The following is a 17092-nucleotide window of genomic DNA, read 5'->3' as shown; positions in this document are numbered from 1 at the left end:
TGTTCTTGAGCACGGAGATTTCACATGAGCGATATTACCGGCACCGCAACCGCCGACCTCCTGATCGGATCGACAACCAACGACTTCATCGCCGGGCTCGACGGCAACGATACGATCAGTGCGCTCGACGGTAACGACGAGCTTCACGGCGACTCCGGCAACGATACTCTCTATGCCGGAGGCGGAGACGACACGCTCTACGGCGGCATCGGAAACGATTTCAACTATGGCCAGACCGGCAACGATCTCATCTTCGGCGAGGACGGAAACGACGCGGCGTCGGGCGGCGACGGCGACGACACGCTCTATAGCGGCGTGGGCAACGACACATCCATCGGCTCTTCCGGAAACGATCTGGTCTTCGGCGAGGATGGCAATGACTGGATCTGGGGCGGCAAGGGGAACGATGCGCTCTATGGCGGGGCCGGGAACGACACGATCACCGGCGGTGCCAACAACGACACGCTCTATGGCGGAGAGGGTGACGACACGCTTTCGGGCCGAAGTGAGAGCGACGTTCTCCATGGCCAGGACGGCAATGACGTGCTGCGCGGCGGCGGTCAGGCTGACACTCTGTTCGGCGGGGCCGGGAACGATACTTTCACCGGCACCGTTTCGAACCATGACGGCGACACGATCAGCGACCTCGAAGCCGGCGATTCCATTGTCATCACCAGCACCGATCTGACGAGCCTCGACGGCACGGCCCTCGGAAGCAGCATCGATCTGGGAACCGGCACACTCAATATCGCGGGGACGTCCGAGCCACTGACGATCAATGCGATCCTCAGCGGCAGCTCCACCACACTTACCTTCACTGCCGCCGCGCCGGGAACCTCGGGAACGAGCGGTGACGACCTGATCGTCGGCAGCACGGCAAGCGACACGATCTTCGGGCTGGCCGGCAACGACACGATCTCGGGCCTGAGCGGTGCGGACCTGCTCGATGGCGGCACCGGGGCGGACAGCCTTGACGGCGGCAGCGAAGACGACACGCTCTATGGCGGCGGCGGCAGCGACACACTTGTCGGAGCCACCGGGGGCGACGTGCTCTACGGCGACTCCGGGAACGACTTGCTTTCGGGCGGCGGCGGCTTCGACACGCTCTATGGCGGGACTGGCAACGATCTGCTCGACGCCGGCGGCGGTGGCGGCATCTTCGCGACCCAGACACAAAACCTGTTTGGCGAGGCCGGCAACGACACTCTTTCCGGCGGCTTCGGTTCCGACCTCCTGGACGGCGGAACCGGCGCCGACAGCATAGACGCCGGAGGTGGCGACGATACGCTCTATGGCGGCGGCGGCAGCGACACGCTGGTCGGCGGCACCGGAAGCGATGTGCTCTACGGCGATGCGGGCAATGACGTCATGTATGGCGGCGGCGGCGGTGACACACTCTATGGCGGCAGCGGGAACGATACCGTGGTCGCTGACGATCCTGCCTTCGTGCATCTCGGCTCAGCCATACAGGTGGTCTACGGCGAGGCCGGCAACGACCAGCTTGAAGGCGGCAGTGGCGGGGATCTGCTCGACGGCGGCACCGGCGCCGACACCATTCATGCCGAAGGCGGCGACGACACCGTCTCCGGTGGCGGCGGCAGCGACCTGCTCATCGGCGGCTTCGGCAACGACCTGCTATCCGGCGGCGCCGGCGACGATACCCTGTCCGGGGGACTCGGTCTCGACACGCTCTATGGCGGGACTGGCAATGACCTGCTCGATGGCGGATTCAACTTCCTGTTCGGCACGGCGAGGATCGAGCTTTATGGCGAGGCCGGCAACGACACCCTCTCGGGCAGCACCAACACCGACTTCCTCGACGGCGGAACCGGCGCCGATATCCTCGTCGGCGGCGGCGGCAGCAACGACACCCTGTCCGGCGGCGGCGGCAGCGACCTTCTGATCGGCGGCACCGGCAGCGACATGCTTTACGGTGACAGCGGCAATGATACGCTTTCCGGCGGCGGCGGCGTCGACCTGCTTTTTGGCGGAACTGGAAATGACAGCCTCATCGCCGGCGACAATCTCTTCGCCACCACCCCGACCGAACTCTACGGCGAGGCCGGCAACGACACTCTTTCCGGCAGCTTCCGTTCGGACATCCTGGACGGGGGAACCGGTGCCGACAGCATCGACGCCCGTGGCGGCGACGACACACTCTACGGCGGCGGCGGCAGCGACACGCTCCTCGGTGGCACCGGGAGCGACCTGCTCTACGGCGATGCGGGCAATGACGTCGTGTATGGCGGCGGCGGCGCCGACACGCTCTATGGCGGGGCCGGAAACGATACCCTGGTCGCCGATGAAGGCGCATTCGTCTATCCCGGCAACACAGCGCAGAGCATCTTTGGCGAAGCGGGCAACGACCAGATCGAAGGAGGAAGCGGCGGCGACCTGCTCGATGGCGGCACCGGGGCCGACACGATCCATGCCGAAGGCGGCAACGACACGGTCCATGGCGGCGGCGGAAGCGATCTGTTGATCGGTGGCACAGGAAACGACCTGATCTCCGGCAACAGCGGCAACGACACCCTTTCCGGCGGCGACGGCGCCGACACGCTCTTTGGCGGGACCGGCAACGACGCGCTTGTCGCCGGCGACAGTTTCGCCGGCACCTTGGGCGCGGCCTTATTCGGCGAGGCCGGGAATGACACGCTGTCCGGCGGCTCCACCGGCGATCTGCTTGACGGCGGGACCGGCGCGGACAGCCTGGACGGCGGCGGCGGTGACGATACGCTCTCCGGTGGCGGCGGAAGCGACACTCTGATCGGCGGGACCGGAAGCGACGCGCTCTACGGCGGCTCGGGAAGCGACACCCTCACCGGCGGCGGCGGAGCGGATAGCTTTTTCGGCAATGTCAACGAGTTGAATGGCGATTTCATCGCCGACTTCGACAGCTCGGAGAACGATCTGGTCATCGTGAACACGAGCTTCAGCGACGATGCGGTCACCTTGACGATCGGAAGCGGTCAAACCCTCGTCGAGATCGACACGACCGGGAACGGCAACGCCAACACCGCATTCACGCTCGAAGGGGAATTTACGGTTGCCACAACGAATTCCTCCGGTGGGCAGACCGAAATATCGTTTTCAGCCGATGGGGGCTCGGGCGCGAACAGCATTACCGGTACCAACGGCGACGACACGATCATCGGCAGCAGCGCTAGCGACGTAATCTTCGCACTCGACGGGAATGACTTCGTTTCGGGCCTAGGCGGCGACGACCTGATATACGGCGGCGCCGGCAACGACTCGCTGGTCGCGGCGGACATCCCCTCCTATGGCTCTGGAAGCAACACGCTATATGGAGAGGCCGGTAACGACACCATAATTGGTGGCACCGGAAGTCCAAACTTGATCTACGGCGGGGACGGAAACGACTCGATTTTCGCGAATGTCGCGCCCGGCAGTTCGGCCTCGAATGTCCTGTATGGTGAAGCGGGCAACGACTACATCGAAGGCGGACACCTCGTGTTCGGCGGCAACGGGAACGATACGCTTTTCGGTGCCATTGGGACTGACACCCTCTATGGCGGTAACGGCCACGACTCCCTTACTTCCGGGGACGTGTTCGTTGGGTCGGCCGGAAATCAGCTCTATGGCGAAGACGGAAACGACACGCTGTCGGGAGGAGTCGGGGATGACACCTTGTTCGGCGGCAGCGGAAACGATCAGCTCTTCGGCAATGACGGCAATGACACGCTTTATGGCGGCGAAGGGGCGGATATTGCCTTTGGCGGCAATGGAGACGACCTGCTTGTCGCCGGCGAAGCCGGTCTCGGCTCCAGCGGAGACGTCATGTTCGGCGACGCGGGCAACGACACGCTGTCAGGCGGTGCTCTGGATGATTCTCTGAACGGCGGTTCCGGAAATGACGTCCTCTTCGGCAACGCAGGGAACGACTCGATCGACGGCGAAGACGGCAATGACACGCTTTCCGGTCTCGACGGCGACGATCTGCTTCGGGGCGGTGGCGGGGACGACCGGCTCGTTGGCGGAAACGGCAGCGATACGCTTTCCGGCGGCGACGGAGCGGATACCTTGTTCGCTGCCGGAGGAGACGGCAGCAGTCTGGTCGGCGGTGCCGGGAACGACGATCTCCAGGGAGGGTTCGGCAACGACACGCTTGAAGGTGGCGACGGCGACGACAACCTCTTTGCCGGCCCGGTCTTCATCGGTCAGTTCGGTACCGACAGTCTCGACGGTGGAGCCGGAAACGACACGCTGCAGGGCAGCATCGGCGACGATACCCTCGTCGGAGGCACCGGCGACGACGTCCTCACGGGCTTTGATGGGAACGATATGCTCTCCGGCGGCGACGGCGCGGATATCTTCGCCTTCTTTAACGCGACCTTCGGTGATGACGTAATCTTCGATTTCGACGGCGCGAACGACCAGATCGACCTGTCCAACCTCGGCCTGACGCCGGGCGCCCTGGACAGCTCCGGGGACGGTTTCGTGACCGACGCGGACGGGGTCGCAAGCCTGGACGGCTCGGGCGATCTGGTGCTCACGATCGGAAGTGGCACCGTCACACTGACCGGCGTAACCGGCATCGAGCTCAGCGACTTCATCACCTGACGGCAGGAGGGAGACGCCCTCCTCCTCCGGAAATCCCAACAAAAAAGGCCGCTCCAAAGAGCGGCCTTTTCCGTAACTGTGTGCCCCCGGATTAGCGGGAGTAGAATTCGACCACGAGGTTCGGTTCCATCTGGACCGGGTACGGGACGTCTTCCAGCTTCGGCGTGCGGGTGAAGGTGCCGCGCTTCTTGTCGAGATCGACATCCATGTAGTCCGGAATGTCGCGCTCGTTGGAGGCGGCGGCCTCGAGCACCATCGGAAGCTCGCGGGACTTTTCCTTCAGCTCGATCACGTCGCCTTCCTTGACCATGTAGGACGGGACGTTGACGCGCTTGCCGTTCACGCGGACGTGGTTGTGGCTGACAACCTGGCGCGCGGCGAAGACGGTCGGGACGAACTTCATGCGGTAGACGACGGCGTCCAGGCGGCACTCAAGAATACCGACGAGGTTCTCGCCGGTGTCGCCGCGGCGCCGGACCGCTTCCTGATAATATTTGCGGAACTGCTTCTCGCCGATATTGCCGTAATAGCCCTTCAGCTTCTGCTTCGCCATGAGCTGAATGCCGTAGTCGGACGGCTTGCGGCGGCGCTGACCGTGCTGGCCCGGGCCATATTCACGATCGTTGAACGGGGACTTCGCGCGGCCCCAGAGATTGACGCCAAGGCGCCGGTCAATCTTGTGCTTCGAGTTAAGGCGCTTGCCCATAACCCATCTCCTTCATTTTCTTACCTTTGTCCCGATAGTGCCGTCGTCCTTGTGAGACGCTGGCCGGGGACTGACGGCTGATCCGCCCGCCCCGCTTTCTCGGGAAGTGAGGCGCGCACTATACGGATCGAAGTCCTGAAGTCAAGCCGTACGGCCGCACTGCAACAGGCCGCTACGCACGCCATCGGAACCGGAAACATATCCGTCCGTTATATGCTCATGTAACACCAGCAGCTAACACCAGCAGCGACGATCGAGGAGCACGCGCATGGACTGGATCCTGGACCCGACACTCTGGGCGAGCCTCGCCACCCTGACCGCGCTCGAGATCATCCTCGGCATCGACAACATCATTTTCGTTTCGATCGTGGCGGAAAGCCTGCCCGAGGAGAGACGCCCGTTGGCCCGCCGGGTCGGTCTCGGGCTGGCATTGATCTTGCGCCTGATCATGCTCTCGGCGCTGGCCTGGATCGTCGGCCTCACCGCGCCGATCACCGAGATCTGGGGCTATACCCTCTCCTGGCGCGACCTGATCCTGCTCATCGGCGGCCTCTTCCTGCTCTACAAGGGCACGCACGAGATCCACAATTCGGTCGAGGGCGACCACGGGGGAACCAGGGCGAAGGTGGGCGCCACCTTCGCCGCGGTAATCGGGCAGATCATCGTGCTCGACCTCGTCTTCTCCATCGACAGCGTGATCACCGCCGTCGGCATGGTCCAGGATCTGGGTGTGATGATCGCCGCCGTGGTCATCGCGATGGCGGTGATGATCGCGGCCGCGGGTCCGATCGCGGGCTTCATCGAGAAGCACCCGACCACCAAGATGCTCGCCCTCAGCTTCCTGATGCTGGTCGGCGTCGCCCTGATCGCGGACGGAATGCATTTCCACATCCCGCGCGGCTATATCTATTTCGCGGTATTCTTCTCCGCCTCCGTCGAGGTGCTGAACCTTTTGGCGAAGCGGAAGCGGGCGGCGGCGGGCTGAGCGCTCAGACGTCGCTTCGCCCCTCCTTCTTCAGAAGCGTGCTCACAACGCCATGCAGCGTGCGGACGTCCTGATCCGTCAGGCGGGCCCGGTTGAAGAGATTGCGCAGATTGCGCCGGATCGTCGGCGCGAGCGTCTCCGGGAAGAGGAACCCACCGTCGTAAAGCTCCTTCTCCAGCCGGGTCAGGAAGTATTCCCTGTCCTCGACACTGGCCGGCTCGCCGTGGCCGCTCATGGACTGGTCCGGCGTCGCATCGCCCGCCTGGTACCATTCGTAGCCGAGCAGCAGCACCGCCTGCGCGAGATTGAGCGAGGAGAAGGCCGGGTTCAGCGGGACATGGACGATGGCGTCCGCGAGCGCGACTTCGTCATTCTCCAGCCCGGCCCGCTCCGGACCGAACAGGATTCCGCCGCGATGTCCGCCCGCGATATGCGCCTTCATGACCGAGGCCGCCTCGCGCGGCACATAGGCGTCTTTCACCTGGTCCCGGCTGCGCGCGGTGGTCGCCAGCACGAGATTGAGATCGGCCACCGCTTCGGCGGTGGTCTCGTAGACCTTCGCCCCGGCCAGCACGGCGACCGCGCCCGAGGCCATGGCCTCCGCCGCCGGGTTGGGCCAGCCGTCGCGCGGTGCAACAAGACGCATCTCGCCAAGCCCGCAATTCAGCATGGCGCGGGCCGCGGCGCCGATATTCTCGCCCATCTGCGGACGCACGAGGATGACGACGGGCGCCGCCGCGTCGGGCTGCGCGGCGGCCTTGCTCTGATCGGTTCCAGCCATGGCTCAGGCGTCGACCTTCGCTTCCGTACCCGACTTCAGCAGGCAATAGGTCAGGCTGTCGGAAAGCGCCATGATCGAAGCGTCGATGATGTTCGCCGAGACCCCGACCGTGCGCCACATGGTGCCGTCCGGCCCCGCGCTCTCGATCATCACGCGGGTCACCGCGTCGGTACCGTCGCTGTTCGGCGGCGGCGGCAGAATGCGCACCTTGTAATCCATCAGCTTGACGCCATCGATGCTCGGATAGGCGGTGCTGAGCGCCTTGCGGATCGCGAGATCGAGCGCGTTGACCGGGCCGTTACCGACCGCGACCTCGTGCAGGCGCTGGCCTGCGACTTCCACCGTCGCCGTCGCCTCCGACTCAATCACCATCTGGCCGCGCGCATTGAAGCGGCGCTCATCCATCACCCGGAAGCGTTCAATGGAGAAATAATCCGGCACATTCTCGACCGTGCGCCGCGCCAGCAGCTCGAAACTGGCTTCGGCGGTATCGTAGGAATAGCCGAGGAACTCCTTCTCCTTCACATCCTCGACCAGGCGCTGAATCTTCGGATGTTTCGGATCGATCTCGACGCCGATCTCCGTGAATCGGGCAAGGATATTGGAGCGTCCCGCCTGGTCGGAGACCAGGATGTAGCGCTGATTGCCGACCAGTTCCGGGTCGATATGTTCGTAGGTCTTCGGGTCCTTCTGCACGGCCGAGACATGCAAACCACCTTTGTGAGCAAAGGCGGCGTCACCCACAAAGGCCGCATGCGGGTTCGGCGCACGGTTGAGGCGGTCGTCGAGCATGCGCGAAAGCTTCTTCAGCTGCTTCATGCCTTTGTCGCCCACGCCGGTCTCATAGCCCATCTTGAGCCCGAGGATCGCCGTCAGGGTGACGATGTTCGCGTTGCCGCAGCGTTCGCCCAGCCCGTTGATCGTGCCCTGCACCTGCCGGGCGCCGGCCCGCACCGCCGCCAGCGTGTTGGCGACCGCGTTTTCCGTGTCATTGTGGGTATGAATGCCGACATGATCGCCCGGCACCACCTTCACCACCTCGGCGACGATCTCGGAGACCTCGTGCGGCAACGCTCCGCCATTGGTATCGCAGAGCACGACCCAGCGCGCGCCGGACTCGTAGGCCGCCTTGACGCAGGACAGCGCGTAGTCGGGATTGGCCTTGTAGCCGTCGAAGAAATGCTCGCAGTCGAACATCGGCTCGAAGCCACGCTTGGCCGCGAGCTTCATGCTGTCGCGGATCATCTGGACGTTCTCGTCGCGATCGATCTCAAGCGCGACATCGACATGAAAGTCCCAGGTCTTGCCGACAAGACAGGCCGCGCCGGCTTTCGATCCCAGGACGCCCGCGAGACCCGGATCGTTCTCCGCGCTGCGCCCGGGGCGTCTCGTCATGCCGAAGGCGACGAGCTTGGCGCGCTTCAGCGCCGGCGGCTCCGAGAAGAACCGGTCGTCGGTAGGGTTGGCGCCGGGCCAGCCGCCTTCCACGTAATCGATACCAATCTCGTCGAGCGCGCGCGCAATCGCGATCTTGTCCGCCGGCGTGAAATCGACGCCCCGGGTCTGCTGCCCATCGCGGAGCGTGGTATCGAAGAGATAGACGCGGTTGTCCGTCATTTGCCTGTTCCTTGACTGCGAGGCGGTGTTTTAGCACCGCTCAACCGCCGGAGACAAAGGCAATAGGCCGCAGTCCAGAACGCGCCCGCGCACCACATGCTGTGCGCAGGCGCCTGCGACAGAGAATTCGGGATGCAGACCTGCAATTACGCAGATGCAAGCGGGATTGATTCTGGTGTAGGTGAGTATCGAAAATTTAGTCTGAAATTCACTTAATTTTTTCAGGGCCAATGAACTTACCCTCGGAACAGAGCCGGTTCATTTACGCGTCGGTGCCGGAAGGCGACCCGGCCGTGCAGAAGCTGCTGCCGGACCCCAAGCAGTACAGCCTGCGGAACTATGCGATCTTCGGCTTCCGCAACGAAGAGCTCGACAGCGACCGCTTCATTCACCCCCAGCACCGCTGCCTGACCGACTGGTTCGCAAAGAAATACCAGAAGAAGCTGGATGGCGTTCACTTCAGGGAGTTCGATCCGCTCGATGTCAAACCGGCGCTCGGCTCCATCGTCGTTCTGGAGCCGACGGAGAACATCGACGGCTACCGCTACCGCCTTTACGGCTCACAGGTGGTCGACACTTACGGTCTCGACCTGACGGGCCGCACAAGCGGACAGCTGAACACCGAGGCGACGCGCAATGTCCGCCCGCAATATCAGACCGTCGCGCGCAACAATTTCACGATCTATACCGAGCACGACAAGCAGCGCGTCCGCGAGCCGGACGTGATCGAACGCTGGGATCGCTGGTCCCGGCTGATCCTGCCGCTGGTCGACGAGGAGAAGGTCGTGAGACGGGTCCTAGTCTGCATGGTGCCGACCGAGGTCCCCTTCAACAGCGTCTAGAGGCGATCAGGAACGCCGCCAGGCGGTCCCGCCGACCCCATCTTCCAGCACGATCCCCGCCTCCGTCAGCGCGTCCCGGATTCGGTCCGCTTCTGCAAAGTCCTTGTTCTGCCGGGCCGCCACGCGTGCCGAGACCATATCGTCGATCTCGGAGTCCGAAAGACCACCTGCAGATCCGGCCGGAGACCATTTGAACCAGGCCTCCGGATCGCTGCCGAAAAGCCCGATCAACGCACCCGACGCCTTCAGGAGAGCCTGCAGCTCCGCTTTCTTCGCCGGGTTCGCCGCCTTATTCGCGTCGGTTGCGATCGCGTGCAGCCGGGCAATCGCGAGCGGCGTATTGAGATCGTCCGCCAGCGCCGCGACCAGTTCGGCATCCGGCTCCGTCTCAGGCAGATGCGCATCCGTATCGCGCAGCACAAGATAAAAGCGGTCCAGCGCGGCCTTCGCCTCCTTCAGCCCTTCCTTCGAGAAATCGAGCGGTGCCCGATAGTGGGTCGAGAGCAAATGGAAGCGGATGACCTCGCCCTGCCAGTCCTCCAGCAGATCGTGGACGGTGTAGAAGTTGCCGAGGGATTTCGACATCTTCTCGCCCTCGACCGTGACGAAGCCGTTATGCAGCCAGGTCCGCGCCATCTTCTCGGTCCCGTGGGCACAGCAGCTCTGGGCGATCTCGTTCTCGTGGTGGGGAAAGATCAGATCGAGCCCGCCGGCATGAATATCGAACTCGGCACCGAGATAGCGGGCACTCATCGCCGAGCACTCGATATGCCAGCCCGGCCGGCCGAAGCCCCAGGGGCTCTCCCAGCCCGGCGTTTCCGCGTCGGACGGCTTCCAGAGCACGAAATCGGCGGGATCGCGCTTGTAGGGCGCGACTTCGATGCGGGCGCCGGCGACCAGTTCGTCCCGGTTCCGGCGCGAGAGGCCGCCATAGTTCGGCATCGACGGCACGCTGAAAAGCACATGCCCCTCGGCTTCGTAGGCGTGCCCCTTCTCGATCAGCGCCTCGATCATCGCGATCATGCCGTCGACATGCTCGGTCGCGCGCGGCTCCTCGGTCGGCGGCAGCGCCTCAAGCGCGGCCATGTCGGCGCGATAGATCTCCGCCGTGCCGTCGGTCAGCTCGCGGATCGTAATCCCGCTTTCTTTCGCCCGCGCGTTTATCTTGTCGTCGATGTCCGTGATGTTGCGGACATAGGTCACATGCTCCGCGCCGTAGACCAGACGCAGCAGGCGGAAGAGAATGTCGAAGGCAACGACCGGACGGGCATTGCCGATATGGGCGTAGTCATAGACGGTCGGGCCGCAGGCATAGACGCGGACGTTGGACGGGTCGATCGGCGAGAAGGTTTCCTTCTCTCGCGTCAGGGTATTATGGAATTTCAAGGTCGTGGCGGACATCGCGCAGACTTTCGCTTTGCGTAAATAAAGAGAGACGTTCGACGGGGCCGCGGGCGCGGCCCGGGATGTTCAGGCGCGACAGAGATCGCCGGCGATGAATGCCGGAATAGAGATCACATCCTGCAGCTTGCGCGAAAACATCTTGTGTCTTTTCCCTAGGGCGCGATGGGAGCGCGATGGCCTTTCAGGCCCGCTGGCCCTGAAGGCGCGCGAGCACTTTCCCGCGCGGGATCAAAGGTAGCAGGTCGGCCATGTCCGGTCCACGGCTTTGCCCGGTGACTGCCTCGCGGAGCGGCATGAACAGCTGTTTGCCCTTGCGCCCGGTCTCGGCCTTTACTGTGTCGGCCCAGCTTCTCCAGGTGTCGGTATCCCAGGGTTCCGCGGGAAGATGCTGCGCGGCAGCGGCGGCGTAGTCGGCATCCTCTATCAGCGGATCGACTTCTCCTTCGCAGACCTGCCACCAGAGCGCCGCGTCCGCGAGCTTCTCCAGATTGCCCCGCACTGCCAGCCAGAACGCCTCGCCGCCGCCGATCCCAAGACCTGCAAGCCGCTCCGAGACCAGAGCGAAATCCGTCTCGTGCAGGATTTTCGCATTCAGCGCCTCAAGTTCCGCCGGATCGAAGCCCGGCGTGGCGCGGGAGAACTTGGAAATGTCGAAATCCTCGACCAGCTGCTCGATCCGCTGGCGCGGTTCGACCGGATCGGAGGTTCCGATCTTCGCCAACAGCGTATTGACCGCCATCGCCTCGAGCCCGTCGGCGCGGAGCTGCTCCAGGCTGAGCGAGCCGAGCCGCTTGGACAGCCCCTGCCCCTCGACGTCGGTCAGCAGCGAGAGATGTCCCATCACCGGCGGTTCGGCGCCAAGTGCCTTGAAGAGCTGCATCTGCGCCGCCGAGTTCGTCAGGTGATCCTCCCCGCGGAGGATGTGGGTGACGCCGAGTTCGATATCGTCGACTACCGAGGCCAGCGTGTAGATCGGCCGGCCGTCGGCACGCAGCAGCACCGGGTCGCTGAGACTCGTCATGTGATAGTGGCTCTCGCCGCGCACCAGATCGGTCCAGCGCTCCTCCTCATGCAGCAGCAGGAAACGCCAGTGCGGCTGGATGCCGGAGGCTTCCTTCTCTGCCTTCTCCGCGTCCGACAGCTTCAACGCGGCGCGGTCATAGACCGGCGGCCCTCCGGCGGAGAGTTGCGCCTTCCGCTTCAGGCCGAGTTCATCCTGGGTCTCGTAGCAGGGATAAAGCCGGCCGGAGGCCTTCAGCTTTTCCACCGCGGCGTCGTATCGCTCCAGGCGGTCGGACTGGCGGGCGAACCGGTCCCATGTCAGACCGAGCCAGGTCAGATCCTCCTCGATCCCCGTGGCATATTCCTCCGTCGAACGCTCGTCATCGGTGTCGTCCATGCGCAGGAGGAAGGTGCCGCCGGCCTTTCGGGCATAAAGCCAATTGACCAGAGCGGTCCGGGTATTGCCGACATGGAGGCGGCCCGTCGGGCTCGGAGCGAACCGGACGGTCACATTGTTCTCAGAGGTCATTCCGCGGCCTTGGAAACTGGGGACGCCATATAGGCGCCGTGAAATGCGTTGGTGAGCGGGTAACGCCGGTCGCGCCCGAAAGCTTTCAGCGTGACCTTCACGCCCGGCGGCGCCTGCCGGCGCTTGTACTCCGCCCGGTCGAGCAAACGCCAAACCTTCAGCACGGTCTCCGGGTCATACCCCTTGGCCACGATATCCGCGATCGGGGTGACGTTCTCGATCAGGTCTTCGAGGATCGCGTCCAGCACCGGATAGGGCGGCAGCGAGTCCTCGTCCTTCTGGTCGGGCCGGAGTTCCGCCGAGGGCGGCTTGGTGATGATCCGCTCCGGCATCACCGCCCCTTCGGGTCCGAGCGCGCCCGAAGGCCTGCGCTCGTTGCGCCAGCGGCAGAGCGCGAAGACGGACATCTTGTAGACATCCTTCAACACGTTGTAGCCGCCGCACATGTCGCCATAGAGCGTGGCATAGCCGACCGACATCTCGGATTTGTTTCCGGTCGAAAGCACCATGTACCCGAACTTGTTGGAGAGCGCCATCAGGGTCATGCCGCGCGAACGCGACTGGATGTTCTCTTCCGTGATGTCGCTGTTTGTGCCTTCGAAGAACGGCGCGAGCATCTCGGAGAACGCGCCCATGGCCGGACCGATATTGATCTCGTCGAGCTTCACGCCCAACAGGCGCGAGGCCTCCGCAGCGTCTTCCAGGCTCTCCCGGCTGGTATAAGGAGACGGCATCATGACGCAATGCACCCGGTCCGGACCGAGCGCATCGACTGCGACCGCGGCGCTGAGCGCGGAATCGATGCCGCCGGACATACCGATCAGGACGCCCTTGAAGCCGTTCTTGTTCACGTAGTCGCGTACGCCGCAGATCAGAGCCTGATAAAGCGAGGCGTCGCCGGTCTCGACCGCCACCGTTTCGCCCGGAGCGCAGACCCAAGCGCCATCCTTCTTGGACCAGTGCGTGATCGCGACCTTTTCCCGCCACGCCGGCATTTGCCAAGCCAGCGTGCGGTCCGCATTCAGCACGAAGGACGCGCCGTCAAAGACCAGTTCATCCTGTCCGCCGAGCTGGTTTAGATAAACCAGCGGCAAACCGCTCTCGACCACCCGGGCGACGCCCAGCTGCTGGCGCTGGTCAGTCTTGCCGAGTTCGAAAGGCGACCCGTTCGGCACAAGCAGGATCTCGCCGCCGGTCTCGGCGATGCATTCGACGACGTCCGGCGTCCAGATGTCTTCGCAGACCGGAATTCCGATGCGCACCCCCTTGAAGGCGACCGGACCCGGCATCTCGCCCGCCGCAAAGACGCGCTTCTCGTCGAACACGCCGTAATTCGGCAGATCGACCTTGTAACGCTCGGCGGCGATCGCCCCGTCCTCGATCAGCAGCATCGCGTTATAGACGCGCCCGTCATCGCCGCGCCACGGCGCTCCCAGCAGAACCGCCGGCCCGCCATCGGCAGTCTCCCGGGCGAAAACGGTCACCGCAGCGCGCACGCTGTCGATGAACATCGGCTTCAGCACCAGGTCTTCCGGCGGATAGCCGCAGACATATAGCTCGCTCGTCAGCATCAGGTCTGCGCCCGCTTCCGCAGCCGCTTTCCGAGCCTCGCGAAGCCGGTCCAGATTGCCCTGGAAGTCCCCGACGGTCGGGTTCAGTTGGGCCAACGCGATCGTAAGTTTGTCGGTCATGGCGCCTCTCTTAGCGCGCTGCGGGCAGGCTCACAAAGCGAAAACGGCGCCCGCCGGCATCACATCTCGATACCGTGCTGCGCCTTGATGTTCTTCAGCACCGGCATGAAATCGTAGGTCGGGTAGAATTCTGTGTCGAACGCACCCCAGGCGCTTTTCTCGATCGCGAGGTTGACCTCGCGCAGGCGATGACCAGGAACTTTCAGGATCGCGACCTGCCCGATCCCCATCATCACGAACCAGTTCACCACCTCGATGCCTTCCGGCGGGAACATCTTCCAGAACTCTGTCTTTTCCAGCTTCGCGTTGATTTCCTCGAGGTTCTTGTCCTTCTGGTGTTTCAGGAACACCGTCAGCAGGATTTCGCCTTCTCCAGCGTTCATCTTGGCCTCCCTCGCCCAATGACTGATGCGGATGCGGAACTGAAGCATTCGCTTCCTCGATTGGCAACAGGAGCGCAGATACGGCTAGAGTGTCGCCAACAAGACCAATGACAGGGGAGGATGACGTGCCGGCAGGCTATCTCATCGCTCAGATCGACGTTTCCGACGCCGACGCTTTCGAGGAATACCGCAAGCTCGTTCCCGCGACGATCACCGCTTTCGGGGGCGAATATCTCGTGCGCGGCGGCAAGCAGGAGCAGCTCGAGGGCAACAGCAATCCCCGTACCGTCGTGCTCCGTTTCGACAGTTTCGAAAAGGCGCACGAATGGTATCATTCGTCCGACTACGAGAAGCCCAAGGCCATGCGGCAGGCTGCCTCCAAAGGCAATGTCGTGCTGGTCGAAGGCGTCTAAGCCACACCTACTCCGCGGTGCACATGGAAGCGTTCTGACGCATTTTTGTGCGCCGCAAAATAGAACCCGCCTATTTTTTCGGCATCGCCGGAACTCCGCCTGACCATCCCTCCCGGCGCAACCTTGCGCGCCCGCCCCGGTAAACCTTGCTCTTCTGCGGCTCGCACTGTTCCGCATCCGGGCTGGCACGTGAGTTGCGTTGTGTTCACCTCCTTCCTGCGACCTTCGATCGCGACATCATGCTCAGACACGCTATCAAACGGCTTTTCGTTTCGATCCCTGTATTGCTCGGGGTTCTTTTCATCGGCTTCATGCTTATGCAGGTGGTGCCGACCGATCCCGCGACCGTGCTCGCCGGGCCGACTGCAAGTGCGGCCGATATCGAGGCGATCCGTGAGTCGATGGGGCTCAACGAGCCGGTCATCGTCCAATTCGGTATCTATCTCTCCCGCGTTCTGCAGGGCGATCTCGGCCGCTCCATGATTTCCAACAGCTCGGTGGTCGACGAACTGGCAAATACGATCGGTCCGACCATCGAACTGATGTGCGCCAGCCTGATCTGGGCCATTCCGCTCGGTATCATGTTCGGCACGCTGGCCGCCGTGCGCCGCGGCAAGATCTCCGACCGCATCATCATGGCGGCCTCGGTCGCTGGCGTTTCCATGCCGATTTTCTGGTTCGGCCTGATGCTGATCCAGTATGTCGGGTTCAAATGGCAGTTTCTGCCCTTCCAGGGCCGCGCCGGGCCACTCTGGACCCTCGAAGGTATCCGCCACATCATTCTACCGGCGATCACGCTCGGCGGTGTCTTCGTCGGCCCCGTCGCCCGCATGACCCGGACATCCCTGCTCGAGGTGTTGAGCAGCGATTTCGTGCGCACCGCCCGCGCCAAAGGCGTTTCCGAGCGGGTCATCGTGTTGAAGCACGCGCTCCGGAACTCGCTGATCCCCGTCGTGACCCTCGTCGGCCTGCAGATCGGCTTCCTGCTCGGCGGCGCGGTCGTGACCGAGACCATGTTCGCGTGGCCGGGCGTCGGCCGGCTTGCCGTCGGCGCCATCGTCTCGGCCGACTATGCACTGAGCCAGGGCGCGATCCTCGTGCTCGCCATCTCCTTTATCGCCGTCAACATCATCGTCGACCTACTCTATGCGGTGCTCGACCCGCGCCTGAGGGTGTCATGAGCGAAGTCTATGTTTCGATGAATCCCGTGGACGAAGAGCCGGAAGCGGCGGTCAGCGCGCGGCGGACAGCCCTGCGAAAGCTGATGCGCGACAAGGGCGCGGTGGTTTCCTTTGTCATTCTCGCGATCATCATCACGGCGGCCTTGCTGGCGCCGGTCATCGCACCGCACGACCCCTACGACAACAATCTTCGCAACATGTTGAAGCCGCCGGTCTGGGCGCCGGGGGCGCTGTCGGAGCATCTGCTCGGCACCGACGGCCTCGGACGAGACATCGTCAGCCGCCTGCTCTACGGCACGCGCACCACCCTGATGATGGGAATCCTCGCGGTCATCGCGGGCGGCGTGATCGGCTCCTTCATGGGACTGATGGCAGCTTATTACAAATGGCTGGAGGGCCCGGTGATGCGGGTCGTCGACATTCTGCTCTCCTTTCCCTCGATCCTTTTCGGCCTCGCCATCGCCGCCGTGCTCGGCGCCGGGATCTTCTCCATCACCGTCGCGCTGACAATCTCGGCCGTGCCGACGATCGCGCGCATCACCCGCGGCGCCGCGGTCGTGCAGATGCAGATGGAATACATCACCGCCAGCCGCGCGGTCGGCATGAGCGATGCGCGGATCATCTGGCTCCATCTTCTGCCGAACAGCGCCTCGACCATCTTCGTTTACCTGACCCTCCAACTTGGCCAGACCATCCTGCTCGGTGCCGCACTCAGCTTCATCGGCCTCGGCGCCCAGCCGCCGACCGCCGAACTCGGCACGATGGCGTCGGAAGGGAGGAACTTCCTCTTCTTCGCACCGCATGTCTCCACGATCCCGAGTCTCGCGATCTTCGTCATCGTGCTGTGCTTCAACGTTTTGGGCGATGCCCTGCGGGACGTATTGGACCCGCGGCTCCGCCAGTAAGAGCGCGCCCGGGTCCGTCCTGGGCCGGAAAGGGGCACCGTCCGGCGCCCCGGAATAAAACAGGAGGCTTAC

13 protein-coding genes are annotated in these 17092 nt (G+C 63.7%); 6 read left to right on the top strand and 7 right to left on the bottom strand.

Annotated features, from left to right (window positions below):
- Window positions 1-24: 24 nt before the first annotated feature.
- Window positions 25-4581, top strand: a complete 4557-nt coding sequence (locus NUH88_RS19875; protein WP_257768433.1) for a beta strand repeat-containing protein — start codon at window positions 25-27, stop codon at window positions 4579-4581.
- A 91-nt stretch (window positions 4582-4672) separates the two neighbouring features.
- Here NUH88_RS19875 and rpsD read toward each other — a convergent pair whose 3' ends face one another.
- A complete protein-coding gene (rpsD, locus tag NUH88_RS19870) occupies window positions 4673-5287 on the bottom strand; it encodes a 30S ribosomal protein S4 (protein ID WP_257768432.1) in 615 nt (204 codons plus the stop codon).
- Window positions 5288-5555: 268 nt separating this feature from the next.
- On the opposite strand from rpsD, the gene NUH88_RS19865 reads away from it, so the two are divergent.
- Window positions 5556-6272: a TerC family protein gene (locus tag NUH88_RS19865; protein ID WP_257768426.1), complete on the top strand. Its 717-nt coding sequence runs from the start codon at window positions 5556-5558 to the stop codon at window positions 6270-6272.
- A 4-nt stretch (window positions 6273-6276) separates the two neighbouring features.
- On the opposite strand, the gene NUH88_RS19860 is transcribed toward NUH88_RS19865, so the two are convergent.
- Both NUH88_RS19860 and cimA read right to left on the bottom strand, forming a co-directional pair.
- Entirely contained in the window at window positions 6277-7053 is a 777-nt protein-coding gene (locus tag NUH88_RS19860) for an RNA methyltransferase (protein ID WP_257768425.1), read from the bottom strand.
- Between the two features lie 3 nt (window positions 7054-7056).
- Window positions 7057-8670, bottom strand: a complete 1614-nt coding sequence (cimA, locus tag NUH88_RS19855) for a citramalate synthase (RefSeq protein ID WP_257768423.1) — start codon at window positions 8668-8670, stop codon at window positions 7057-7059.
- A 230-nt stretch (window positions 8671-8900) separates the two neighbouring features.
- Between cimA and NUH88_RS19850 the strand changes: the two genes are divergently transcribed.
- The gene (locus NUH88_RS19850; RefSeq protein WP_257768421.1) at window positions 8901-9512 is read left to right on the top strand and encodes a PAS domain-containing protein; all 612 of its coding nucleotides are present in this window, start codon (window positions 8901-8903) and stop codon (window positions 9510-9512) included.
- A gap of 6 nt (window positions 9513-9518) precedes the next feature.
- On the opposite strand, the gene cysS is transcribed toward NUH88_RS19850, so the two are convergent.
- From cysS to NUH88_RS19830, 4 genes are all read right to left on the bottom strand, one after another.
- Entirely contained in the window at window positions 9519-10913 is a 1395-nt protein-coding gene (gene cysS, locus NUH88_RS19845) for a cysteine--tRNA ligase (protein WP_257768419.1), read from the bottom strand.
- Window positions 10914-11097: 184 nt separating this feature from the next.
- Window positions 11098-12447 (bottom strand): glutamate--tRNA ligase, encoded by a 1350-nt coding sequence (gene gltX / locus NUH88_RS19840; RefSeq protein ID WP_257768417.1) that lies wholly within the window; start codon window positions 12445-12447, stop codon window positions 11098-11100.
- Window positions 12444-14138 carry an NAD+ synthase gene (locus NUH88_RS19835; RefSeq protein WP_257768415.1) on the bottom strand — a complete coding sequence of 565 codons (1695 nt, stop codon included), beginning with the start codon at window positions 14136-14138 and terminating at the stop codon, window positions 12444-12446. Before NUH88_RS19835 ends, gltX begins: the two co-directional genes overlap by 4 nt.
- A 59-nt stretch (window positions 14139-14197) precedes the next feature.
- Entirely contained in the window at window positions 14198-14521 is a 324-nt protein-coding gene (locus tag NUH88_RS19830; protein WP_257768413.1) for a hypothetical protein, read from the bottom strand.
- Window positions 14522-14646: 125 nt separating this feature from the next.
- Here NUH88_RS19830 and NUH88_RS19825 point away from each other — a divergent pair, with 125 nt between their 5' ends.
- From NUH88_RS19825 to NUH88_RS19815, 3 genes are all read left to right on the top strand, one after another.
- On the top strand, window positions 14647-14934 hold the full coding sequence (locus tag NUH88_RS19825; RefSeq protein ID WP_257768411.1) for a DUF1330 domain-containing protein: 288 nt from the start codon (window positions 14647-14649) through the stop codon (window positions 14932-14934).
- Window positions 14935-15173: 239 nt separating this feature from the next.
- Window positions 15174-16115 (top strand): ABC transporter permease, encoded by a 942-nt coding sequence (locus NUH88_RS19820; RefSeq protein WP_257768409.1) that lies wholly within the window; start codon window positions 15174-15176, stop codon window positions 16113-16115.
- Window positions 16112-17020, top strand: coding sequence for an ABC transporter permease (locus tag NUH88_RS19815; protein WP_257768407.1), 909 nt, complete (start codon window positions 16112-16114; stop codon window positions 17018-17020). The genes NUH88_RS19820 and NUH88_RS19815 overlap by 4 nt, the downstream gene beginning before the upstream one ends.
- Window positions 17021-17092: the final 72 nt, after the last annotated feature.

The sequence above is a fragment of the Nisaea acidiphila genome (genome assembly GCF_024662015.1).
In the GTDB taxonomy this organism is placed as follows: domain Bacteria; phylum Pseudomonadota; class Alphaproteobacteria; order Thalassobaculales; family Thalassobaculaceae; genus Nisaea; species Nisaea acidiphila.
The sequence above is the reverse complement of the archived record's forward strand: the minus strand, read 5'-3'. Positions and strand labels throughout refer to the sequence as shown.